Genomic DNA, 23,384 nt, shown 5'->3' on the forward strand with positions numbered 1-23,384 from the left:
GTCGTTACTCTAACCCTTCAATAATGCCGCTTTTTAGTAGCTTAATGCTATTGGCTGCAGGCTTCTTTGGCAGTCCCGGCATACGCATGATTTTTCCGGTTAATATAACTAAAAATCCCGCTCCAGCATTAATTTGAATGGAGCTAACGGTGACTTCAAAGTCTCGTGGTCTACCGTGTAAAGCCGGGTCGTCAGATAATGAGCTAGGTGCTTTTGCAATGCAGACGGGAAGGTGGGTAAGCCCTAGTTTTTCGACATGCTTAAGATCTTTTTCAGCATCTTTAGAGAAGGCGACATCATCTGCCCCGTACATGGCTTTACATACGGCACGCACTTTTTCTAATACGCTAGCATCCAGTTCATAGAGCGGCTTGAAAGGGCGGTTTTTTTCTACAGACGACATAACGACTTTAGCCAGTTCAATCGCTCCTTTACCTCCCTCTGCGTGGTGGTTTGTTTCGGCAAAAGAAACGCCATGTTCTTCGCAACGCGCACGAATTAAGGCAATTTCAGCATCGGTGTCGGTGGCAAAACGATTCAGGGCAACGACCGGGTGCTTATTAAATATCTCTACACTTTCTATATGTTTATCTAGGTTTTCTAGGCCTTGTTTCACGGCGATAAGGTCTTCATTCTCTAAGTCGCTTTTATTTTTACCACCATGCATTTTTAATGCTCGCACGGTTGTGACCAGCACGACAGCATCAGGATCTAACTCAGCTACCCGACATTTGATGTCAAAGAACTTTTCGGCACCTAAATCAAAACCAAATCCTGCTTCTGTGATTGTCCAATCTGCATGATGCATCGCCATACGTGTGGCAATTACACTGTTGCAACCATGAGCAATATTGGCAAAAGGCCCGCCATGAACAAAGGCTGGAGTACCTTCAAAACTCTGCACTAAATTAGGCTGTAAAGCGTCACGAAGCAGAGCCATCATTGCACCGGTAATGTCTAGTTGCTTAGCATAAACGGGGTCGCCTTGGTAAGTGAAGCCAATTAAGGTTCGCTCTAAGCGTCGCTGTAAATCTTCAGCATCATTAGCTAAACAGAGCATGGCCATGACTTCGGAAGCCGCGGTTATATCGAAGCCGCCTTCGCGAGGGATGCCCTGCATCTTGCCGCCAAGACCAAGTACGATTTTTCGTAGGCTGCGATCATTCATGTCCATGACACGACGCCATACAATTTGGCGAGGGTCGATACTAAGCGCGTTCCCTTGGTAGATATGATTATCCAGGGCAGCAGAGAGTAGATTATTCGCACTGGTAATAGCATGAAAGTCGCCGGTAAAGTGCAGGTTGATTCGATCTGCGGGCATTATCTGGCTATAACCCCCGCCCGTTGCTCCACCTTTCATACCTAAACAGGGGCCAAGAGAAGGTTCGCGTAGCGCCATACATACCGATTCATTCAGCTGGGTAAATGCTTGCCCAAGGCCAATCGTAGTTGTGGTTTTACCTTCACCGGATGGGGTGGGAGTGGTCGCTGAAACCAGAATTAACAGCCCCTTTTTTTGGGTTGGTGTTGTGAGTGCTGTTAAGTCGACCTTTGCGATGTCACGGCCATAAGAGTAAAGATATTGCTCCTCAATACCCAGTGCTTCACTGATGTGGGTAATAGGCTTTGGCGTAAACTGTTGAGCTATTTCTACATCTGTCGGCATGTGAGGCTCCTAGGCTTTTGTTCATGTTTATCAGACATCATATAGCTGATTTAACAATGAAAAATTGATGAGCAACAAGTAGTAAGCTTATCTATTTTGATGCTAGATAATGCAGTAATGTTTATGCAAGGTAGCACTTTTTTGGGGAATTACATAAAGCGCTTAACTGATTCGTCTGTATATTAAACTTGTTTATAATTATCAGATAACGGTTCTCAGTTACTTGTATTAGGCGGGTGTTCTTTGTAATAGTGATAGTCGGTTTACTTCGCTATTTTGAGAAAACTTTAGTCTTGTTTGATGTTGATGTGCACTAAAATTTTACTAACAGTCAGTATCCAAATAATTTCCCAGAGGTAATTATGGCGATCACACTAGCATTTGATGTATATGGAACCTTGATTAACACTCATGGGTTGCTGACACAGCTCGAAGAGTTAGTCGACGATAAAGCACAAAGTTTCTCGAATACGTGGCGTGAAAAACAGCTGGAATACTCGTTTCGCAGAGGCTTAATGAAACGCTATCTTCCCTTTTCTGAATGTACCCGCAGCGCACTCGAATATGCCTGCAAGTTACATCGGGTAGATATGAGTACTGAACAGAAATCCCAGTTGCTGTCATTGTACGCTGAGCTGCCTGCTTTTCAGGATACTCTGTATGGATTAGCGGCGCTGAGTCATAAACAGTTCCGTCCATACGCATTTTCTAACGGTACCGAAGCTGCCGTTAGAAAGTTACTTCAAGCTTCTGGAACCGAGCAGTACTTGCTCGATATTGTCAGCGTTGATGATCTCAAAAGCTTCAAGCCAGACCCCGCCGTATATGATTACTTTTTACAACGCAGTGCTTCGGACAAAGAGCAAAGCTGGCTAATATCGAGTAATCCTTTTGATGTTATCGGTGCCTTAAATTTTGGCATGAAAGCGGCGTGGGTTAAACGCAGTGAAGCCGCTTTGTTTGATGATTGGGAGGCCAAACCTACGCTCGTTGTTGATTCTCTTGAGCATATTGGTGAGAAAATTTTACAAGAGTCTGTTGTCTAGGACATGTAAAAGGCAGCATTGTTAGGAAGGGTTAGTAGCGCCGAATCTATAAAACTAAATCGTTTTGTATAGAATTCTTCGTTTAGATAACCTATTTGTGAATGTTTTTATATGTGATTTGTTGGTGCATGAATATTTCTAATTTATATTCATAATAATGATATCTGATACAATAAATAAAGAGAGATTGAAATCAACTTTATTATATAAGACAGCACAGAAAGGACTTCATGGAGAAAGAGAGCTTGCGCATTGGACGGCAGATTCGCGATCTGCGCAAAGCCAAAGGTATTACTTTGATTACATTGGCAGAAAAAATTGGTCGCTCTGTCGGTTATGTTAGCCAGGTAGAGCGGGGAGTTTCTTCGTTACCTATTCCGACTTTACAAGCGATCAGCGCAGTATTTGGCGTTCAGATTAGCTGGTTTTTCCATGCTGATAATGAAGCGCCAATGGATGAGTTAAATCATATTGTTCGAAGGAATGCTCGTCGAAGCTTGAATTTCTCTGGCACAGGTATTCGGGAAGAATTGTTATCACCTCGATTGAGTGGGCAGCTACAAATGATTCTGACAACTTTTGCTCCAGGTGCAGGAAGCCAGGAATCTCGCCAACGAAAAGATGAAGAGGCAGGTGTTGTACAGTCAGGCTCACTTGAACTAGGTATTGGTGATAAACGCTTTATATTAGTCGCTGGAGATAGTTTTTCCCTGACAGGTAATGAATCTCATTGGGTACGCAACCCTTCTGATAAAGAAGAGGCGGTTGTGCAGTGGGTATTAACAGGCGGTAATTACTAATTTAGTAACTCAAGTAAGCCGGATAAAAAAAGACCCGGTTGGTACCGGGTTAAATGTGGGTGAGACAAAGGGTAAAACTTGATGAAAAGGTTTAACACTCGATAACGTTAACGGCTAATCCTCCTCTTGATGTTTCTTTATATTTATCGGACATATCGCAGCCTGTTTCTCGCATAGTATTAATTGCATGGTCCAGTGATACAAAATGAGTACCATCTCCGCGAAGCGCCATGGATGCGGCGTTAATGGCCTTCATTGACGCCATCGCATTACGCTCAATACAGGGTACCTGTACCAAACCTCCTATCGGATCGCAGGTTAAGCCTAGGTTATGTTCAATGCCTATTTCGGCAGCATTTTCGACTTGTGCGGGAGTGCCTCCAGTTGCTTCTGCTAGGCCCGCTGCCGCCATAGCGCAGGCGGATCCTACTTCTCCTTGGCAACCAATCTCAGCACCGGAAATAGAGGCGTTGAGTTTACATAAAATGCCTACTGCGGTGGCCGTTAGTAGAAATTGGATAACGCCTTCATCATCAGAGTTGGGGCAAAACCGATCATAGTAGTGTAATACCGCTGGGATGATCCCTGCTGCACCGTTAGTCGGAGCAGTAACCATGCGTCCACCGGCAGCATTCTCCTCGCTCACTGCCAGCGCGTATAGGTTGACCCAATCCATAGCCCCTAGTGACGGGGTAATCATATCCATACGAGTGCGCTGTTTAAGGTCTTTGTGAAGACTTGCAGCACGGCGTTTAACCTTTAGCCCGCCAGGTAATATACCTTCGTTAATAAAGCCACTTTGTACACACTCTTGCATTACCTTCCATAAGTGCAAAATGCCAGCGCGGACTTCCTCTTCACTACGCCAAGCTTTTTCATTCTCCATCATCAGTTCGCTAATGCTGAGATTATCTTTCTCACACATAGCAAGAAGCTCGGTACCATTGGTGAACGGGTAAGGTAGTTTTGTCGCATCTTCCATAATGCGGTCTGCGCCAGCGGCTTCTTCATCAACCACAAAGCCACCACCCACTGAGTAATAGACTCGGTGCGATAGCACTTCACCGTCGGCATTCCAAGCAGTTACCGTCATACCGTTAGGGTGATATGGCAGGCTTTCCTTACGGTGAAAGACAATGCCGGTATCGATATTAAAGAAAATATCACTACTACCCATTAGCTTAAGGCGTTTAGTTTGGCTAACCTCAGCTACACGGGAGTCGACGATATTTGGGTTAATGCTCTCTGGAGCATGTCCTTCTAGCCCCATGATGACGGCTGAACCGGTACCGTGCCCTTTACCCGTAGCACCCAGTGACCCGTATAGTTGTACTTGTACGCGTGCAACGACATTGAGCAGCTGGTTCTTTTTTAATTCTTCAACGAACATTAAGGCGGCTTTCATTGGGCCCACGGTATGTGAGCTTGATGGGCCGATTCCCACTTTTAGCAAGTCGAACAGACTAATAGCCATGGTGAGTCACCTCTAGTAAGTGTGCTCACCGTTACCGGCGATGCAGCTTAATTTATGGCAATGACTGGCTGTCGAGTCGCCAGTCATTATTTATAAAACGTGATGATTACTGGTAAACAGGGAAGTCCGCACACAGTGCAGTTACATTCTGTTTTACTTGTGCAATCACAATGTCATTATTTAGGTCTGCCAATATGTCGCAGATCCAGTGAGTGAGTTGGCGACACTGCTCAGTTTTAAAGCCACGGCTGGTAACAGCAGGGGAGCCTATTCGCAGACCGCTGGTAACAAATGGGGATTGAGGATCGTTTGGTACGGAGTTTTTGTTTACCGTAATATTGGCACGCCCCAGCGCTGCATCGGCATCTTTTCCGGTGATTTCCTGTTTGATCAAACTCAGTAAAAATAGGTGGTCATCTGTTCCACCGGATACTACGTCATAGCCACGCTCGATGAACACTTCTGCCATAGCTTGGGCGTTCTCGATGACCTGCTGTTGATAAGTTTTGAATTCTGGTTCTAGCGCTTCTTTAAAAGCGACCGCTTTTGCAGCAATAACATGCATTAACGGGCCTCCCTGACCTCCGGGGAATACAGCTGAATTGAGTTTCTTTTCAAGGTCAGGATTTGACTTTGCAATGATCAATCCGCCGCGTGGTCCACGCAGAGTTTTATGTGTGGTTGTTGTCACGACATCCGCCAGAGGAACTGGGCTTGGGTACAGGCCGGCGGCTACTAAACCTGCAATATGAGCCATGTCGACAAACAGATAAGCACCCGTTGCGTTGGCAATATCACGGAATCGCTGCCAGTCAACTATGCGTGAATAAGCTGAGAAACCAGCAACAATCATTTTTGGCTTATGTTCATGTGCAAGGCGTTCGACTTCATCGTAGTCGATTTCACCGGTTGCTTCGTTCAGGCCATACTGAACGGCATTATACATCTTGCCTGAAAAGCTGACTTTAGAGCCATGGGTAAGGTGACCACCGTGGGCTAGGCTCATACCTAAAATAGTATCACCAGGTGCGCACAGCGCCATATACACAGCGGCGTTGGCTTGAGAACCTGAATGAGGCTGCACATTTGCATAGTCGGCACCAAATAACTGCAAAGCTCTGTCTATTGCTAGTTGCTCGACTTTATCGACATACTCACAACCACCGTAGTAGCGTTTGCCAGGGTATCCTTCTGCATACTTGTTGGTTAGGGCGGAGCCTTGTGCCGCCATAACGCGAGGGCTAGTGTAGTTTTCTGAAGCAATCAGTTCGATATGCTCTTCCTGGCGAGTGTCTTCCTGTTGCATTGCTTGCCAAAGTTGATCGTCGTAGCCTTGAATACCGTCTTTTTTGTTAAACATTATTAATCTCTCCTGAAGTACAGTAACGGACCTCGTTATGGGATATACGCGCCAAAGCGAGGTGGGTAATGTGGGTAGTGGCTACTGGTAAGCGAGTGCTTTAAAAGCATCTATACCCGCTAGAGCAACAATTTCATCCTGATCAGGTGTGCCTGAACTGCAGCCCACGCCGCCGACTATTTGCTCACCAGCAAATAATGGCAAGCCGCCAGCGACGATGGAAAATTTACCCTGATTACTGGTGTTGATTCCAAATGCTGGTTTACCAGGGACACTGATTTCGCCATAAGCACGGGTTGATTTTCGTGCAGCTGAGGCTGTGAATGATTTTCCAAGAGAGATATCTATGCTGGTAATGCGCGCATTATCCATGCGTTGGAACATCAGCAAGTTGCCACCGTCATCGGTGATGGCGATATCCATATCGACACCGATTACCTCGGCTTCTTCGATGCAGGCCTGCATAATGACTTGAGCATCACTCAGCGTGAGTTTTGGTACCATCTTCATCGTTGATAACCTTTTATTTTTATTTGAAAACGTTGAGCTAGCGGCTCAAAGAATGGAGGCCTTAGGTACAGGCCTCTATTAGCGTTGAGCAGTTAGGCGAATATGGGTTAAAAAATGATGTGGTAATCTAGCGAGCCAGTATCTGCTCCAGCGCTTGTTCAAACCGAGAGACTGCGGTATCAACGTCATACAGTTTGTCTAAGCCAAACAAGCCAAGCCGGAAGGTTCTGAAGTCTTCAGGTTCATCACACTGCAGGGGAACACCGGCAGCGATCTGCATACCTTGTGCAGCAAACTTCTTGCCGTTGTGAATAGATTCATCTTGTGTATAGCTAACAACAACGCCTGGTGCCTGGAAGCCTTCAGCGGCTACACTTTTGATGCCTTTACTGGTAAGTAGTGCACGAATTTTGTCGCCTAACTCTTGTTGTGCTGCGTGAAGTTTATCGAAACCATATTCTTGAGTTTCTTTCATCACTTGGTTAAAGCGGACAAGGGAATCAGTTGGCATTGTGGCGTGATAAGCATGGCCGCCATTTTCGTAGGCTTCCATTATTTGCAACCATTTTTTCAGATCGCAGGCAAAGCTTGAGCTTTGCGTGTTTTCAATTCGGTGGCGTGCAGTTTGGTTTAGCATGACTAAGGCACAACAAGGAGATCCGCTCCAGCCTTTTTGAGGGGCGCTGATGAGAATATCCACACCACATGCTTCCATATCCACCCAGATAGTACCTGAGGCGATACAATCCAAAACGAAAAGCCCTCCTACGCAATGAACAGCATCGGCTATCGCTTTAAGGTAACCATTCGGAAGAATCATCCCTGAAGAAGTTTCTACATGGGGTGCGAACACAACATCGGGCCGCTCTGCTTTAATCTTAGCAACTACTTCTTCGATTGGAGCTGGAGCAAAGGGTGCATCAAATGCATCTGACGTTTTGCGGGCTTTCAAGACGGTGCAAGCCGAAGGGATGCTGCCCATTTCTAAGATTTGAGTCCAACGGTAACTGAACCAACCGTTTCTGATAACCATGCATTTTTTGTCGCTGGCAAATTGGCGGGCAACAGCTTCCATACCAAATGTGCCACTACCAGGAACGACTACAGCAGAGTGAGCGTTGTAGACCCCCTTTAAAGTGCGAGATATGTTGTTCATTACGCCTTGGAATGACTGGGACATATGGTTAAGAGAGCGATCAGTGTAAACCACTGAGTATTCAAGAAGGCCATTAGGGTCAATATTAGATATTGTGTTCATTGTGCTTTCCGTGAAATTAAATTGTTATTTTTCATAATACTGCCTTGGTGTTATTTCTAAGGCAAGTGGATTTGCTTGTTTTTTATTCAATTATTTTTAAAGTACTTATAAAACAACAGGTTATGTTTTGTATTTTTAATGCATAAGCTACGTTTATGCTAACTATCATAAATTTGATAGATGATTGAGTAAGTACTTAAAAAAGTTGTTTAAATATTTATAACTTGTTGAAATAAATGATTTATTATGAATTTTAATGAGGTTTTATATTTTTTCTTTTTCAGCTGTTATTAGTTAATTTGATTTATATTTGATGAAAATTTGACTTAGAAATTTCATATAATTATAAATGTAACCTTGGTTTCACTTCAGGCTCTGCTGAATAGGTCGCAGTGTTGGTCGTTGATACGTTATTTACAGTTATGATTGAGGAGAAGAATATGGAGCGGGAAGCGATGGAGTTTGATGTCGTTATAGTAGGCGCTGGTCCTGCTGGACTTGCAACTGCTTGCCGTCTAATGCAACAGGCGCAAGAAAATGCGTCAGAACTCACGGTTTGTGTCGTTGAAAAAGGGTCTGAGGTTGGAGCGCATATTTTATCCGGTGCTGTGATCGAAACTCGAGCACTAGATGAGTTGTTCCCGGACTGGCAGTCGCGTAATGCTCCATTGAATACTCCCGTAACTGAGGATCAGTTGTTCCTGCTTAAAGATGCAGAAACAGCACAAAAGTTACCTAATATGCTAGTGCCTAAAACTATGCATAACATGGGTAACTATATTGCCAGCTTGGGGAATTTCTGTCGTTGGTTAGCGGAGCAAGCAGAAAGCTTAGGCGTAGAAGTCTTCCCTGGCTTTGCTGCTTCAGAAGTGCTTTTCAGAGAAGATGGCAGTGTAAAAGGTATTGCTACCGGTGATATGGGCATTGGAGCTGATGGCCAGCCTAAAGACAGCTATATGCCTGGAATGGAGTTACATGCTAAGTACACAGTTTTCTCTGAAGGCTGTCGTGGGCACTTGGGTAAACAGTTGAACCAGAGGTTTAATTTAAGTGAAGGGGTGGATGCCCAACATTATGGCCTAGGTATGAAAGAGCTGTGGGATATTGCCCCTGAACTGCATCAGCCTGGCCTTGTATTGCATGGGACGGGATGGCCGCTAAGTGGTAACGCCAGTGGAGGGTTCTTCCTCTACCATACGGACAATTGCCAGGTGGTGGTGGGTCTGATTGTTGACCTTAACTATGACAACCCTTATCTAAGCCCCTTTGATGAGTTTCAAACGATTAAACAGCACCCCGTCTTAAGACAGTATCTTGAAGGAGGAAAGCGTGTTTCCTATGGTGCTAGAGCTATAACCAAAGGCGGTTTGAATGCTTTGCCACGTATGACCTTTCCAGGTGGTTTACTGGTGGGCTGTGATGCTGGCACGTTGAACTTCTCTAAGATAAAGGGGACGCATACGGCTATGAAATCCGGCATGCTTGCCGCAGAAGAGATTTTTGCTGCGATTAGTGCGGGTGAGGACGAAACTAAAGAGCTGGATGGCTACCAAGAGCGTTTTGAAGCATCTTGGTTACATGATGAACTATATCGTAGTCGCAATTTTGGGCCTGCGTTACATAAGTTTGGCATGGTTATGGGCGGTGCATTTAATTTTGTCGACCAGAATATATTTAAGGGAAAACTGCCTTTTACACTGCATGACAATAAAGCAGACTATGCTCAGTTAAAGCTGGCTAAAGAATTTTCTATGATTAATTATCCGAAACCGGATGGTAAAATTAGCTTCGATAAATTGTCTTCAGTCTTTCTCTCAAACACGAACCATGAAGAGGATCAGCCCTGCCATTTGCAGCTTGCTGATGTTTCTATTCCGCTGACGACTAACCTGTCTATGTATTCTGAACCTGCGCAGCGTTTTTGCCCAGCGGGTGTGTATGAAATTATTGAAGAAGAAGAGGGGGCGCGTTTCCAAATTAATGCTCAGAACTGTTTGCACTGTAAAACATGCGATATAAAGGACCCGGCGCAAAACATTCATTGGGTCACCCCTGAAGGGATGGGAGGGCCGAACTACCCGAATATGTAGTTGCTCAGTTTTATGCCTGTGGTGCTGTTGTAAGCCTCTGTCGCATCACAGGTCTTTTTCTACTATTTCCCTTCCTAACAAACTTCCCCTTTTTTAAACCAGTATGGCTTATTAGGTAGCTGCAATCTAAGATCGGTAACTATTGGCAAACTCATCTCTTTTTTTAGACATAAAAAAGCCCGGCTGGAGCCGGGCAAACGAAGTAGGAGATACTTCAGTCATGAAAGTTTAGCCGTTAGACTTAAGACGCTCATTTTTCAGATCGTAGTTGCACTGTGGCACTGGTTTAGCTGGGTATTTAGTGCCAAGAATCTTAACCGTTAACTCCTTGTCTTTAGCATCAACATCCAAGAAGGCTAACGCTAGACTTGTGCCTGTTCTGTGGCCATAACCACCCGAGCTAACTTCACCAACAATTTTGTCATCGTGGTAGACCGGTTCCATGCCCGTAGATGCATCAACATTAGTGTCCACTTCAAGCAGCATTAGCTTGCGCGTAACCCCCGCTGCTTTTTGTGCAATAAGAGCCTCTTTACCTTGGAAGTCAGCTTTATCACTATCAAGCTTAGCGAAGAAGCCTAGGTTGGATTCAAGCAATGTGTACTCAAGTGTCAGATCGTGAGCCCACATTGGGTAGCCTTTCTCAAGGCGCATGGAATCCATGGCTCGTAGGCCGAAGTCTGAGATGTTGAACTCTTTACCTGCATCATTAAGTGCATCGTAGATAGCTGTTTGATGCTCGATAGGGTGATGGATTTCCCAGCCAAGTTCACCAACAAAGTTCATGCGAATAGCGCGAACTGTTGCGCCTGCAATAGTGATTTCTTGGCTTGTGAACCATGGAAATCCTTCGTTGCTTAGATCAGCATCAGTCGCTTTAGATAAGACTTTACGAGCATTAGGGCCTGCAATAACGAGCGTGCCGTAATTACGCGTAATATTAACTAAATTAACCGAACCATCTTTAGGTAAACGCTGTGTTAACCAGTCTTCTACAAGTAGCTCTGCTGCAGCGGGAGCCATCATATAGTAGCTACCGTCTGGCAATTTAGTGATAGAAAATTCCCAAGCAACACCGCCTTCTTTTGTAAGAGGGTGGGCTAGAGTAGTACCGCCAATTTTCGTAGGAATACGGTTAGGAGAAATAGACTCTAACCATGCATGGGCAGCATCGCCGCTAACATCAAACTTAGTGAACGGTGATAAGTCGAGTAGACCTACATTGTTCATTACGTTTTTACATTCAGCATCGACAGCGTCGAACCAGTTACCACGACGAAAGCTATGCTCTTCTACTGGCGCAGTGCCTTTTGGCGCGAACCAGCTCGCACGTTCCCAGCCATAGTAAGCGCCAAATACGGCGTTTTTCTCAGCTTGTTTTTCGTAGATAGGTGCTTTTTTCTGGCCTCGAACAGCTGGGCGCATAGCGTATTCGTTAGGGAAGCCTAATTGGTATTCGTTAGCGTAAACTTCTGTACCTTTAGCAACGTTAAACTCTGGAGTTGCGTAGTCACCGAAACGGCGTGGATCAAGTTCCCAGAGGTCTAGTTCTGGGTGACCATTGACAATCCACTCGGCCATGAACTTACCTGAACCACCACCTTGTACGATACCGAAGTTAAAGCCGGTGCAAACAAAGTAGTTTTCAAAACCATGAATAGGGCCGATTAACGGGTGGCCGTCTGGTGTGTAGGTAATAGGGCCGTTGACCACTGTTTTAAAACCAGCATTAGCTGTAATGCCAACTTGCTCCATAGCGGTACACAAAATATCTTCGATTCGGTCAAGGCTTGGCTGTAGAAGTTCTTGGCCAAATGCAGCTGGGACACCATCCACAGCCCAAGGAATACCGCCTTTTTCGTAAGGGCCTAAGATAAAGCCTTTACCTTCTTGGCGTAAGTAGTAAGAAACATCGGGGTCACGCAGCATAGGGAGCATCTGGTCACGCTCTTCCAGTTCAGGTACGTTATCCGTCACGATGAACTGATGTTCCATGCTATTCATTGGCAGCTGGTGGCCAACCATGTCAGCAATTTCTTGAGCGCGGAAGCCGCCAGCGTTGACGATGACACCAGCATCAATAACACCTTTTGCTGTTGTTACATTCCAACGACCATTTTCTTGTTGTTCAATGGCAGATACTGGGTTGTGGCGAACAATTGTTGCGCCGCTAGCACGCGCGCCTGCGGCCAGTGCGTTAGTCACACTGGTTGGGTCGATATGGCCATCCAGTTTATCCCATAATCCACCGACAAGGCCTGTGGTATCAAGGAATGGGTATAGTTCTTTTAGGCGGTCATTATCAATGATCTCAAGATCTAGGCCACAGATCTCACCCATAGCCGCGACGCGCTTGAATTCGTCGAAACGTTCCTGCGTATGTGCTAAGCGTACTGCGCCTGTTTGGTGATGGTCTACAACTTGGCCTGTCTCTTCCTGTAGACGGCTATATAGATCGATACTGTATTGCTGTAATTTCATGACATTAATGCTGTTACTAAAGTGCGGAAGATTGCCCGCAGCATGCCATGTAGAGCCAGACGTGAGTTCCAGCTTCTCTGTCAGCATTACATCAGTACAACCCATCTTTGTCAGATGATAAAGCGTACTTACACCTGCAATGCCGCCGCCAATGATTAACACTTCTGTTTTATTTTTCATTATTTGATTCCCATCGGTCGCAAAAAGTGGAAACAACCACTCGATCTCTTGTAAATGAATATCTATCGATGTTATGAATGTGTTCGACTAGTTACAAACGATAAATAAAGCCTAGATGGATAAGCTCTACTTATGAAAGATATTTTGACAAATAATATTCAGCTAAATTGGCTCAGAACCTTTGAGGCGGCGGGACGAAAGTTAAGCTTTACGCTCTCTGCTCAAGAGCTGAATATGAGCCAGTCTGCAGTGAGTCAGCAGATTCAGTTACTAGAACATCATCTGAATCAGCAACTATTTGTACGTGCGAACCGAGCTATTCAATTAAGTGATGCGGGGCGTTCTTTTTTGCCGCTAGTACAGGAAAGTTTGCGTCAATTGAATGCAGGTGCCGCGCAAATATTCACACCATTGAATCAGGCCGTGGTAGAGGTCAATGTGAATACGTCATTCAGTGTGTTGTGGCTTGCGACACGATTACAGCGCTTTAATGCGATATACCCACAAATAACCATTCGCCAATTAGGCACTAACTGGTCTACTGATTTTGATATATCAACAGCAGAGTTAGAGATTCGGTACGGTTCTGGGACTTGGTCAGGGTACGAGTCTCATCCTTTAGTCACTCCGCTGTTACGGCCTTATTGCTCAATGGCTAATGCTAAACGAATGCGTAACCCATCGGATTTAGAAGGAGTACCGCTACTAGATGTGATAGGAACTCCACAGGGGTGGAGTGGCTGGTTAGAAAAAATGCAGCTTGACCACTTACAAGATCAAACGCGCCAGTATATGGATAGCCATGCGACTGCGGTGACCATGGCTGCCAATGGGTTTGGTGTATGCATGATGTACGATGAGTTAATGCGTGAAGGGGTGTTAGCAAGGCAACTGGTTGCGCCATTTGCGGATAGTATTACCACTGAAGGTAGCTATTATCTGTGTTATCAAGGTGATAAAAACTTATCTGATGCGTCACGTATTTTTAGAGATTGGTTATTAGGGTCATGGACTGAAAGCTAGATAGATCAAAACCCTAATTTTAATGTGAGAGACACAATAGTATGAATAATGGAATGTATATGAAGCTTACGTGCCTGTTATTCAGGGGGCGGGAGCAGGGCTCATGAGACGTCATATACCCTCACTACAAGCGTTAAAAGCTTTTGAGGCAACAGCGCGCTTACTTAGCTTTCAACAGGCGGCAAAAGAGTTGAATGTGACACATTCGGCGATAAGTCATCAGATTAAAAAAATGGAACAGGAGTTGGGAAAGTCTCTGTTTGAACGGTTAGGGCGTAGCATTGCACTGACCAGTGTTGGAGCTCAGTATGCATCAGAAATCCGTCAGGCCTTGTATGACATAGAGAACAGCACTTACCGTATATTTGGTGATCCCGATAAAGGTGATTTATCGGTACAGGTCTATATGGGTATTGCTTCGCGCTGGTTGGTGCCAAGGTTAGGCTATTTTAGGGATCAGTTCCCGGATATACATATAGAACTCTATAGCTCTTATTATGACTGGGAATTTGAAATAAATGCTGCAGATATCGGTATTATTTACAGTGAAAAAACAGAGCCTGGCTTGATCTATCAACAGTTGTTTAAAGGTGTTTTAATCCCGGTATGCAGCCCTTCACTGATTGAAGAAAATGGCCCGATAACGGTTGATAAACTACTAGAAATGCCTTTTCTGAGTATTGCAGAATCCCCTTTGAACCTACCTAGTTGGTTGAGAAGTGTTGGCTTAACTGAGGGGCAGGTCACTGTTGTTAGTGAACATGATAATCATCAACTAGCATTAGAAGCGGCGATTGCAGGGAAGGGCGTGGCTATTGTGCAATCATTTTTCGCCAGTGGTGATATTGCCAATAATAAGCTGGTGGTGCCAGTAAACCTTCAAGTACCTGAAATTGGTGCTTGGTATCTAGTGCAACCGTCACGCAGCTTGTCTGATTCCAAGATTAATTACTTTGCTCGCTGGTTACATCACCAGATAGTTGAAGATAAAACGCTACTGCGCATTAACTAAAAAAGGAAAGACCGAGATAGCCTCGATCTTTCCTTAATATCGCACTAAAAATACTGGCAGAAGTCGTTAAAAACTCTCTATTATGCTTTTCCTTTCCAAGGGATCAGCTTATCTTCCAGCTTACGCATCAGTATATCGATCGCATAACCAATTACCCCGACGACAATTACCCCGAGTATTACAATGTCTGTCGCTAGGAATTTACTAGCGGCCATGATCATAAAGCCAATGCCGGATTCAGCGGCAACTAGCTCAGCGGCAACTACCGTTCCCCAGCAAATACCCATAGCGACACGCATACCGGTAAATATTTCTGGTAGTGAGTTAGGTAAGATTACATGCATCAATATTTGGCGTTTAGTAGCCCCTAGAGAGTAAGCCGCATGAATTTTAGAAAGCTTAACACTCCCAACACCCGCTCTGGCTGCAATAACCATAATCCAGAGAGCTGCAAAAAACAGCAGTAAAATTTTAGAGCGCTCACCAATACCTGACCAAATAATGACCAATGGTATAAAGGCTAATGGCGGAATTGGGCGAAAAAACTCCACAATAGGGTCAAACCAGCCGCGTATTATCTCGGATAGTCCCATAGCGAAACCCAGAGGTATACCGATTAGGCAGCCCAGAGCAAAGCCGACTAATATTCTGTATAGGCTGGCCCATACATGTTCCCAAAGAGTAAAATTTCGGTAACCGTCCTGCGAGATATTAATAAACTGATCCCAGACGGCTGAAGGTGCGGGCCAGAAGATGGGGTTTACCAACTCAAGTGCGCTGCCTAGATACCAGGCCATTGATAGCGTAATTACCGAAATGATACTCCAGAAGCGGCCATTGCCTACGGCGGTGGTGTCGCCAAAGGTGACAGTTTTTCGTTTAGTTAGTCCGTCTGTACTAAGACCGACGCTTTGCTTCAGCGTTTGAATAAATGACATTATTTAGGCTCCTTATTCTTCTGCCTGGCCCATGATTTCTTCTTCCATCTCCCAGATCATATTAAGAATTTCTTCTCTTTTAGCACCGAAATCGGGATCAGCTTTCACATCACGAGGATCTTTTGTAACGCCTGCTTCAGCAAACGGTAGTGAATATTCTTTTTTAATTCGACCAGGGCGTGGAGCCATAACGAATAATCGTTCGCCCAGGAATAGGGCTTCTTCAACACTGTGAGTAATTAATATGATGGTTTTGCCAGTCTCTTTCCAAAGCTTTAATACCAAGCCTTGCATCTTTTCACGTGTTAAAGCATCCAGTGCTCCTAGAGGTTCATCCATGAGAATAACATCGGGGTCATTGGCAAGGCAGCGTGCAAGAGCTACGCGCTGTTGCATTCCTCCAGAGAGTTCGTAAATCGCTTTTTCACCAAAATCATGCAAGCCCACAGTTTCTAGAAGATGATCAACTGTTTTTTTGATCTCATCTTTCGGAGTTCCTTTCATCGTTAAACCAAAGCCGATGTTTTCAGCGACGCTTAACCATTCAAACAAGGCTCCTTGCTGAAATACCATGCCTCGATCAGACCCTGGGCCGTGGATTTCAGTAGATGCTAGTTCAACGGTGCCATCTGTTGGCGCAAGGAAACCTGCAATAATGTTTAATAGGGTACTTTTACCACAGCCGGAAGGACCCAGAATGGACAGCAATTCACCCTGCTTTAGGGAGAATGAGACGTTTTCAAGTGCATGAACTTGTTCACCGCTAGGTGTATCAAATACCATGGACACGTCATTAACAACTAGATCAGACATAGCTATTTCCTTAAAACAAAAGAATTAATAAAGTGTGTAGGGCATCAGAGCAGCTAATATCTACTGCCCTGATGCGTCCAGGCCGAAAGACCTGTTAAGAGATTATTAATTCACTTTTTCAAAGAAGCTGCTGTCAATTGTAGCGCTATAGTCTGGCAACGCTTTTGGGATCTGCTTGTGCAGTACAAAGAAATCAGCGACTTCTTTTGTGAACTCCTGAACAGCACCACCTAGCCACTGATCAGATACCTGTGAGTCTTTCAACGGGAAGTCAAAAAGAGCAAGAACCTGATTAGAATCTTCTAGGTTTAGGCCAGAGGCTTTAGCGATAACTGGCTGGTATTGTTCAGGGTTATTAGTGAAGGCGCTATTTGAATCATTAGTAACCTGTAGGAATTGAGTAACGAGTTCAGGATGCTTTTTTGCAAACTTATTGTTTGTAGAAATCACATCAAATACACGAATCCCCAGCTTTTCTTGTTCAGCGGCAGTCATTAGTACTGGTCCGTACGCTTTCATGCGGCGTAATGCACCACCCCAACCGCATGCCATAGCTACATCACCACGGGCGATCGCTGCAGCACTGTCGGCTGGTGCCATATCGAGTAGACGGACCTTCGTGCTATCAACGTTTAAATGGCTCATCACACGCAACATTTTGTAATGTGCAACTGTACCGAATGGCACTGCGACTCTCTGACCTTCTAGGTCTTTAGCGTTGGCCTGACTGATACCTGATTTTGTACTAACAACGCAGTTGTCGTTTTCTGCGTAAGAGACGGCGATACCAACCATAGTGATTGGCAATCCTTGTGAAACAGCGACAGTGAAAGGTACAAGTCCCTGAGAGTAAGCCATATCAACATCGCCAGAAGCCATCGCTGCTGACATTGCAGTGCCTGAGTCAAAAGCGCGCCATTCCATGTTGACACCCATGACCTTATCGTAAGTTTTCTCGACCTGAGCAATTTGGTTGGCCGTTGGCCATTCAAGAAAATAGCCAACAGTAACAGTATCTGGCTTGTCGGCGGCAATAGCTGAACCTGCTGCTAAAACTGAAGTAGTTAAAGCCATTACTTTGAACGTGTTAGAGACGATCGATTTCATAATTACCTCTACATTATCGCTTGTGCGAATTCTTATTTTATTGGTTCGGTGCACGTTAAGTGGACCGGTTTTGAACTTCATTAAATCAATGAACTTCTATCGATACTGCCCCGTATTAGAGAGCGGGACAATTGAGAAAAATTCCTACATTGTTAGTTTTAATAACAAGTAAATACTGTTTGGCTTTGAAAAAAACAAATTAACTTAAAACATTAATGAACATTTATTGAACAAGTGAATTGACATGAATAAAAAAATATATGTAAATACGAGCATGAAAATTTAAATAATAATTTCATTTGTTAGTTTTGAAGCAACTTACTTATGCTGAGGTCACCATGAAAGTACTGGTCGCGATAAAACGCGTTGTCGATGCCAACGTAAAAATACGAGTTAAGCCTGATAATTCTGATGTAGATCTGGCTAACGTAAAAATGGCTATCAATCCGTTCTGTGAGATTGCTGTTGAAGAAGCTATTCGCCTGAAGGAACGCGGAGTGGCCAGTGAAGTGCTGGTGGTGAGTGTAGGCGATGACCGCTGTCAGGAGCAGCTACGAACGGCTTTGGCGTTGGGGGCCGATCGTGCTGTACAAGTTAAAACGGATTCTACAGTTGAGCCTCTGGGCATTGCCAAAATTCTGAATGCTATCGTTAAGAAAGAAGAATGTCAGCTCGTTGTATTGGGTAAGCAGTCTATTGATAACGACAATAACCAGACCGGTCAGATGTTGGCTGCTATTGGTAATATGCCGCAAGGCACTTTTGCTTCAGAAGTTGTATGTGAAGGGTCTGAAGTGTTGGTGACTCGTGAAGTAGATGGCGGCTTGCAAAAAATTGCTTTGCAACTTCCCGCAGTAATCACAACTGACCTGCGGTTAAACGAACCTCGTTTTGCTTCGCTACCTAATATAATGAAGGCTAAGCGTAAGCCTCTAGAAGTTATTTCCCCTGAAGAGTTAAGTGTTGATGTAACGCCGCGTCTGACAACGGTTAAAGTTGTTAGTCCAGCAGAGCGCGAAGCGGGTGTCATTGTCAGCAGTGTTGCTGAGCTGGTTGAAAAACTTAAAACAGAAGCAGGGGTACTTTAAGATGAGCGCATCTATTCTAGTGATTGCCGATCACAACAATGAAACCCTTAATGCTGCAACGCTGAATACCTTGCAGGCGGCCGCAGAGCTTAAAGAAAAAACCGGTTCACCAATTACTGTATTGGTAACGGGTAATGCGTGCGGCGCTGTTGCTGATCAAGCTGCTGGAGTGCCTGTCACCGATCATGTTGTTCTTGTTGATGACGCCGTTCTGCTCAATCAATTGGCAGAGAATGTGGCTCCTGTTGTAGTAGAGCTTTGTAAAGAGGGTGGTTATAGCCACATTCTTTGTGCTGCCTCAACCACGGGTAAAAACCTGTTACCACGTGTTGCTGCATTATTAGATGTTGCACAGATTTCTGAGATCGTGGGAATTGTTGATGCTGATACTTTTGAGCGTCCTATTTATGCAGGCAACGCATTAGCTACCGTTCGTAGTAGCGACTCTATTAAAGCAATGACCGTTCGTGGTACTGCGTTTGCTGCGGTGGCAGATAATGGTGGCCAGGCAGAACAAGCTAGCTTGTCTGTCGTAGCTGAGAGCGGCTTGTCTCGTTTTATCAGCGAAGATAAGAACATTTCTGATCGTCCAGACCTCACCTCTGCTCGGATAATTATATCCGGAGGCCGAGGCATGCAAAGCGGTGATAACTTCCCAATGCTGGAACGCATAGCTGACAAGGTTGGCGCTGCGGTAGGCGCTTCTCGTGCTGCGGTAGACTCTGGGTTTGTATCTAACGATATGCAGGTAGGACAGACCGGTAAAATTGTTGCACCTGATCTATATGTGGCAGTGGGTATCTCCGGTGCGATTCAGCATTTGGCAGGCATGAAAGACTCTAAAGTTATCGTCGCTATTAACAAAGATGCAGAAGCGCCGATTTTCGGTGTGGCTGACTACGGCCTAGTTGCTGATTTGTTCGATGCTTTACCTGAGCTTGAGAAAGCATTGAGCTAATTCTTTTTAAATATAAAAAGTTTCTAAAAATAACAAAGTAATGCAGGCGTGAAAAAATTTCAGTGACTGCATTATTAAAGGATGAATACTATGAAGCGTACTTTTCGTTTAATTCTCGATTGTCCGGACCAAGTTGGAATCGTTACTCGTGTTGGCGAGATGATCACCCGTAATGGTGGCTGGATATCTGAAGCTGCGCATCATTCTGATGAAGACAGCAATCGTTTTTTCTCCCGCTTTGAAATTCAAGCTGATTCTTTACCGTTCGGAATTGAAGAGTTGCGCGAAAAGTTTAAACCGATGATTGAAGAGTACCAGATGAATCTTCGTCTCGTTGATAGTGGTACACCTAAAAAAGTCGTGTTGATGGCGAGCAAAGGTAGTCACTGCCTATCTGACCTTTTGGACCGCTGGAGAAGTGGCGATCTTGATTGCGAAATCAGCTGCGTTATCTCAAACCATACCGATATGCAGGGGTTGGTTGAATGGTACGGTATTCCTTACCACCATGTTGTTATTGATAAAGATAATAAAGCCCCTGGGTTTGCTCAGGTAGAAGGTTTGGTTGATGAATATGATGCGGACTGTATTGTCTTGGCGCGTTATATGCAGATTCTGCCGCAAGCGCTATGTGAAAAATATCGACATCAGGTAATCAATATTCATCACAGTTTTCTGCCATCGTTTATTGGCGCTAAACCTTACCACCAAGCTTCACGCCGTGGTGTGAAATTGATTGGTGCGACATGCCACTATGTAACAGAGCAGTTGGATGAAGGCCCGATCATTGATCAAGATGTAGCACGAGTGACCCATAGCGATAAAGTTGAAGACCTCGTTCGTTTAGGTAAAGACGTCGAAAAGACCGTGCTTGCTCGTGGCTTACGTGATCATTTGGAAGATCGTATTTTAGTACACGGAAATAAAACAGTTGTATTCAGCTAATAATAACTTTACCAACTTAATCCTGCGCCAGGGCCGTGGGATTTTGGAGAATAATAATGACTAAGCAACTACCTACTTCTGCTCAGGTTGTCATCGTTGGCGGCGGCGTTATCGGCTGCAGCGTGGCATATCACTTGACTAAACTTGGCTTTACCGATGTTGTGCTGCTAGAACGCCGCCAGCTGACGTGTGGTACTACATGGCACGCAGCTGGCCTAGTACCCACTCTTCGCGCCACCTATAACATGTCGATGTTAGCTAATTATAGCGCCACTCTTTATGAGCAATTAGAAGCTGAAACTGGACAAGCAACAGGCTTTGTTCGTAATGGTTCGTTGACTATCGCTACCAATAAAGAGCGGTTAGCAGAATTGAAACGTGGTGCATCGATGGCCAAAGTTGCAGGTTTTCCGTGCGATGTGATTTCACCAGATCAGGCTAAAGAACTTTGGCCGCTGATGAACGTTGACGATGTATTAGGTGCTATTCATCTGCCAATGGATGGTATGACCAGCCCGGTTGATGTCACACAAGCATTAGCTAAAGGCGCACGATTGGGTGGAGCGAAAATCATTGAAGGCGTAAAAGTGCTGGATATGAAAATACGTGATGGTAAAGCCGTAGGTGTTATCACCGAACAGGGTGATATTGATGCAGAGTACGTAGTTAACTGTTCAGGTATGTGGGCTAGAGAGTTCGGTAAAAAAGCGGGCGTTAATGTACCGTTACATGCTGCTGAGCACTTTTATGTTGTTACTGAGAACATGCCGGATCTGACACGTGGTTTGCCAACAATGCGTGATATGGACGGTTATTGCTATTACAAGGAAGATGCCGGCAAGTTGCTCGTCGGAATGTTCGAGCCGCATGCAAAACCATGGGGTATGAAAGGCATACCAGAAGACTTCTTCTTCGATTCGTTACCGGATGACTTTGAGCACCTTGAGCCGTATCTTGAAGCTGCAATGCACCGTTTGCCGATTTTAGAACGCACTGGCTTACAGTTATTCTTCAATGGACCAGAATCTTTCACACCAGATGATCGCTACCACTTAGGGGAAGCGCCAGAATTGCGTAACTACTTTGTAGCAGCAGGCTTTAATTCTGTAGGCATTCAGTCTGCAGGTGGTGCTGGTAAAATGCTGGCCGAGTGGATTCATAAAGGCCATGCGCCACAAGATCTATGGGATGTTGATGTTCGTCGTAACCTGCCATTCCAAGGTACACAAAAGTATTTGGAAGAGCGTACGACTGAATCATTGGGGTTGTTGTATGAAACGCACTTTCCATTTAAGCAGTATAAAACAGCCCGCGGTGTTCGTCGTTCGGTTTTACACGATCAGCTAAAAGCACAAGGCGCCGTGTTTGGTTCAGAAAATGGTTGGGAACGTGCTAACTGGTTCGCAAGAGAAGGACAAAAGCCTGAATATGAACTCTCTTTTGGTCGCCAGAACTGGTTTGATAATAACCGCGAAGAGCATGAAGCTGTACGTACTTCGGTAGGCGTTATAGATCAGAGCTCATTCTGTAAGTACCAGATTGAAGGCCCTGATGCTGAAACTCTGCTGAACCGTATCTGTAGCAACAATGTGTCGGTTGCCGTAGGTAAGATGGTGTATACCCAGTGGCTTAATGATCGTGGTGGTATTGAAGCTGATGTCACCGTGACTCGTTTGGCTGAAGATCGCTATCTGGTTGTTTCAGGTGTGGCTTGTCAGACCCGTGATATGGACTGGTTACGCCGAAATAAACCCGCTGATGCGATGGTTGTGTTTACCGACGTGACCTCTGCCTACGCTGTAGTGACGGTAATGGGACCGAAGTCTCGTGAAACATTGAGTAAACTAACAGGTGCTGATTTATCTCACGAGAGCTTTGCGTTTGCTACATCTCAAGAAATTGAGATGGGTTATGCGATGGTTCGCGCATCACGAATTACCTACGTAGGTGAGTTAGGTTGGGAATTGTATATCCCAACTGAATATGCACCGAGTGTTTATGATTTAGTGATGGAAGCCGGTGAAGAGTTTGCTATCAAGCCATACGGCTACCATACGATGAACTCGTTACGAATGGAAAAGTGTTACCGCCATTGGGGGCATGACATTACAGACGAGGATACCGCTCTGGAAGCAGGTCTGGGTTTTGCTTCTAATTTTGACAAAGAAGGCGGTTTTATTGGTAAAGAAGCTTTATTAGCACAGAAGGCTGAAGGTCCGTTGAAGAAGCGCTTCATTGCATTTCTATTCGAGAACCCAGAACCTTTGTGTTACCACGAAGAACCTATCTATGCCAACGGCAAGATTGTTGGGCGTACCACAGCAGGTATGTTTGGCCATACGGTAGGTGCGACAGTAGCGATGGGTTATGTTGAGCATGCAGAGGGCGTAACAAAAGAATGGTTGGATAACACTGACTTTGAAATTGAAGTTGAGTGTGAGCGTTACTCAGTAAAACCATCTTTACGTTCGTTCTATGACCCGTCCATGGAGAAAATTAAGTGTTAATAGGCCGTTTTTGCTATTGCACCTGAAAAGTTAGAAGCACTGTATAGCCCACCCGTTTATAAACCGGTGCTAGGTTGCTGTCGGTTTATGGGGGCCCTGAACTCGGGCTATATGGTTGCTTCCCT

Annotated in this window: 18 protein-coding genes; 9 read left to right on the forward strand and 9 right to left on the reverse strand. The window is 44.9% G+C overall.

Annotation, left to right across the window (positions count from 1 at the left end; translation table 11 throughout):
- Positions 1-4: 4 nt before the first annotated feature.
- Complete coding sequence (locus tag G511_RS0103245) at positions 5-1,669, reverse strand: formate--tetrahydrofolate ligase (protein WP_028468354.1); 1,665 nt, start codon at positions 1,667-1,669, stop codon at positions 5-7.
- A gap of 362 nt (positions 1,670-2,031) precedes the next feature.
- Here G511_RS0103245 and G511_RS0103250 point away from each other — a divergent pair, with 362 nt between their 5' ends.
- Both G511_RS0103250 and G511_RS0103255 read left to right on the forward strand, forming a co-directional pair.
- On the forward strand, positions 2,032-2,715 hold the full coding sequence (locus tag G511_RS0103250) for a haloacid dehalogenase type II (protein WP_028468355.1): 684 nt from the start codon (positions 2,032-2,034) through the stop codon (positions 2,713-2,715).
- Between the two features lie 230 nt (positions 2,716-2,945).
- Positions 2,946-3,515: a helix-turn-helix domain-containing protein gene (locus tag G511_RS0103255; protein WP_028468356.1), complete on the forward strand. Its 570-nt coding sequence runs from the start codon at positions 2,946-2,948 to the stop codon at positions 3,513-3,515.
- A 91-nt stretch (positions 3,516-3,606) separates the two neighbouring features.
- Here the strand turns inward: G511_RS0103255 and G511_RS0103260 are convergent, their stop codons facing one another.
- The 4 genes from G511_RS0103260 to G511_RS0103275 all read right to left on the reverse strand — a co-directional run bounded on the left by G511_RS0103260 (position 3,607) and on the right by G511_RS0103275 (position 8,117).
- Positions 3,607-4,989 (reverse strand): L-serine ammonia-lyase, encoded by a 1,383-nt coding sequence (locus G511_RS0103260; RefSeq protein ID WP_028468357.1) that lies wholly within the window; start codon positions 4,987-4,989, stop codon positions 3,607-3,609.
- A 106-nt stretch (positions 4,990-5,095) separates the two neighbouring features.
- Positions 5,096-6,349 (reverse strand): serine hydroxymethyltransferase, encoded by a 1,254-nt coding sequence (gene glyA, locus G511_RS0103265; RefSeq protein WP_028468358.1) that lies wholly within the window; start codon positions 6,347-6,349, stop codon positions 5,096-5,098.
- 81 nt (positions 6,350-6,430) lie between these two features.
- Positions 6,431-6,859 carry a GlcG/HbpS family heme-binding protein gene (locus tag G511_RS0103270; RefSeq protein WP_028468359.1) on the reverse strand — a complete coding sequence of 143 codons (429 nt, stop codon included), beginning with the start codon at positions 6,857-6,859 and terminating at the stop codon, positions 6,431-6,433.
- 127 nt (positions 6,860-6,986) lie between these two features.
- A complete protein-coding gene (locus tag G511_RS0103275; RefSeq protein ID WP_028468360.1) occupies positions 6,987-8,117 on the reverse strand; it encodes an aminotransferase class V-fold PLP-dependent enzyme in 1,131 nt (376 codons plus the stop codon).
- A 440-nt stretch (positions 8,118-8,557) separates the two neighbouring features.
- Between G511_RS0103275 and G511_RS0103280 the strand changes: the two genes are divergently transcribed.
- Complete coding sequence (locus G511_RS0103280; RefSeq protein ID WP_028468361.1) at positions 8,558-10,207, forward strand: electron transfer flavoprotein-ubiquinone oxidoreductase; 1,650 nt, start codon at positions 8,558-8,560, stop codon at positions 10,205-10,207.
- A gap of 228 nt (positions 10,208-10,435) precedes the next feature.
- Here G511_RS0103280 and G511_RS0103285 read toward each other — a convergent pair whose 3' ends face one another.
- Positions 10,436-12,868 (reverse strand): GcvT family protein, encoded by a 2,433-nt coding sequence (locus G511_RS0103285; RefSeq protein ID WP_028468362.1) that lies wholly within the window; start codon positions 12,866-12,868, stop codon positions 10,436-10,438.
- Between the two features lie 132 nt (positions 12,869-13,000).
- On the opposite strand from G511_RS0103285, the gene G511_RS21655 reads away from it, so the two are divergent.
- Together G511_RS21655 and G511_RS21660 are read left to right on the forward strand one after the other, a co-directional pair.
- Positions 13,001-13,891: a LysR family transcriptional regulator gene (locus tag G511_RS21655; RefSeq protein ID WP_051221497.1), complete on the forward strand. Its 891-nt coding sequence runs from the start codon at positions 13,001-13,003 to the stop codon at positions 13,889-13,891.
- 103 nt (positions 13,892-13,994) lie between these two features.
- The gene (locus G511_RS21660) at positions 13,995-14,903 is read left to right on the forward strand and encodes a LysR substrate-binding domain-containing protein (RefSeq protein ID WP_051221500.1); all 909 of its coding nucleotides are present in this window, start codon (positions 13,995-13,997) and stop codon (positions 14,901-14,903) included.
- Between the two features lie 80 nt (positions 14,904-14,983).
- On the opposite strand, the gene G511_RS0103300 is transcribed toward G511_RS21660, so the two are convergent.
- From G511_RS0103300 to G511_RS0103310, 3 genes are all read right to left on the reverse strand, one after another.
- Positions 14,984-15,841, reverse strand: a complete 858-nt coding sequence (locus tag G511_RS0103300) for an ABC transporter permease (protein ID WP_028468363.1) — start codon at positions 15,839-15,841, stop codon at positions 14,984-14,986.
- 12 nt (positions 15,842-15,853) lie between these two features.
- Entirely contained in the window at positions 15,854-16,654 is an 801-nt protein-coding gene (locus tag G511_RS0103305) for a taurine ABC transporter ATP-binding protein (protein ID WP_028468364.1), read from the reverse strand.
- Positions 16,655-16,759: 105 nt separating this feature from the next.
- A complete protein-coding gene (locus tag G511_RS0103310; RefSeq protein ID WP_169565705.1) occupies positions 16,760-17,761 on the reverse strand; it encodes a taurine ABC transporter substrate-binding protein in 1,002 nt (333 codons plus the stop codon).
- 338 nt (positions 17,762-18,099) lie between these two features.
- On the opposite strand from G511_RS0103310, the gene G511_RS0103315 reads away from it, so the two are divergent.
- The 4 genes from G511_RS0103315 (at position 18,100) to G511_RS0103330 (ending at position 23,259) form a co-directional block, all read left to right on the forward strand.
- Positions 18,100-18,849: an electron transfer flavoprotein subunit beta/FixA family protein gene (locus G511_RS0103315; RefSeq protein WP_028468366.1), complete on the forward strand. Its 750-nt coding sequence runs from the start codon at positions 18,100-18,102 to the stop codon at positions 18,847-18,849.
- 1 nt (position 18,850) lies between these two features.
- On the forward strand, positions 18,851-19,807 hold the full coding sequence (locus tag G511_RS0103320) for an electron transfer flavoprotein subunit alpha/FixB family protein (RefSeq protein ID WP_028468367.1): 957 nt from the start codon (positions 18,851-18,853) through the stop codon (positions 19,805-19,807).
- 90 nt (positions 19,808-19,897) lie between these two features.
- Positions 19,898-20,752 carry a formyltetrahydrofolate deformylase gene (purU, locus tag G511_RS0103325; RefSeq protein ID WP_211224855.1) on the forward strand — a complete coding sequence of 285 codons (855 nt, stop codon included), beginning with the start codon at positions 19,898-19,900 and terminating at the stop codon, positions 20,750-20,752.
- 56 nt (positions 20,753-20,808) lie between these two features.
- The gene (locus G511_RS0103330; protein WP_028468369.1) at positions 20,809-23,259 is read left to right on the forward strand and encodes a GcvT family protein; all 2,451 of its coding nucleotides are present in this window, start codon (positions 20,809-20,811) and stop codon (positions 23,257-23,259) included.
- Positions 23,260-23,384: the final 125 nt, after the last annotated feature.

Origin of the sequence: Neptunomonas japonica DSM 18939 (genome assembly GCF_000422765.1) — a bacterium.
In the GTDB taxonomy this organism is placed as follows: Bacteria; Pseudomonadota; Gammaproteobacteria; order Pseudomonadales; family Balneatricaceae; genus Neptunomonas; species Neptunomonas japonica.

What these genes read in the sequence shown, in the direction of transcription:
- G511_RS0103245 (WP_028468354.1), bottom strand. Translation starts at nt 1,669, where the DNA reads ATGCCGACAGATGTAGAAATAGCTCAACAGTTTACGCCAAAGCCTATT.
- G511_RS0103250 (WP_028468355.1), top strand. Translation starts at nt 2,032, where the DNA reads ATGGCGATCACACTAGCATTTGATGTATATGGAACCTTGATTAACACT.
- G511_RS0103255 (WP_028468356.1), top strand. Translation starts at nt 2,946, where the DNA reads ATGGAGAAAGAGAGCTTGCGCATTGGACGGCAGATTCGCGATCTGCGC.
- G511_RS0103260 (WP_028468357.1), bottom strand. Translation starts at nt 4,989, where the DNA reads ATGGCTATTAGTCTGTTCGACTTGCTAAAAGTGGGAATCGGCCCATCA.
- glyA (WP_028468358.1), bottom strand. Translation starts at nt 6,349, where the DNA reads ATGTTTAACAAAAAAGACGGTATTCAAGGCTACGACGATCAACTTTGG.
- G511_RS0103270 (WP_028468359.1), bottom strand. Translation starts at nt 6,859, where the DNA reads ATGAAGATGGTACCAAAACTCACGCTGAGTGATGCTCAAGTCATTATG.
- G511_RS0103275 (WP_028468360.1), bottom strand. Translation starts at nt 8,117, where the DNA reads ATGAACACAATATCTAATATTGACCCTAATGGCCTTCTTGAATACTCA.
- G511_RS0103280 (WP_028468361.1), top strand. Translation starts at nt 8,558, where the DNA reads ATGGAGCGGGAAGCGATGGAGTTTGATGTCGTTATAGTAGGCGCTGGT.
- G511_RS0103285 (WP_028468362.1), bottom strand. Translation starts at nt 12,868, where the DNA reads ATGAAAAATAAAACAGAAGTGTTAATCATTGGCGGCGGCATTGCAGGT.
- G511_RS21655 (WP_051221497.1), top strand. Translation starts at nt 13,001, where the DNA reads ATGAAAGATATTTTGACAAATAATATTCAGCTAAATTGGCTCAGAACC.
- G511_RS21660 (WP_051221500.1), top strand. Translation starts at nt 13,995, where the DNA reads ATGAGACGTCATATACCCTCACTACAAGCGTTAAAAGCTTTTGAGGCA.
- G511_RS0103300 (WP_028468363.1), bottom strand. Translation starts at nt 15,841, where the DNA reads ATGTCATTTATTCAAACGCTGAAGCAAAGCGTCGGTCTTAGTACAGAC.
- G511_RS0103305 (WP_028468364.1), bottom strand. Translation starts at nt 16,654, where the DNA reads ATGTCTGATCTAGTTGTTAATGACGTGTCCATGGTATTTGATACACCT.
- G511_RS0103310 (WP_169565705.1), bottom strand. Translation starts at nt 17,761, where the DNA reads ATGAAATCGATCGTCTCTAACACGTTCAAAGTAATGGCTTTAACTACT.
- G511_RS0103315 (WP_028468366.1), top strand. Translation starts at nt 18,100, where the DNA reads ATGAAAGTACTGGTCGCGATAAAACGCGTTGTCGATGCCAACGTAAAA.
- G511_RS0103320 (WP_028468367.1), top strand. Translation starts at nt 18,851, where the DNA reads ATGAGCGCATCTATTCTAGTGATTGCCGATCACAACAATGAAACCCTT.
- purU (WP_211224855.1), top strand. Translation starts at nt 19,898, where the DNA reads ATGAAGCGTACTTTTCGTTTAATTCTCGATTGTCCGGACCAAGTTGGA.
- G511_RS0103330 (WP_028468369.1), top strand. Translation starts at nt 20,809, where the DNA reads ATGACTAAGCAACTACCTACTTCTGCTCAGGTTGTCATCGTTGGCGGC.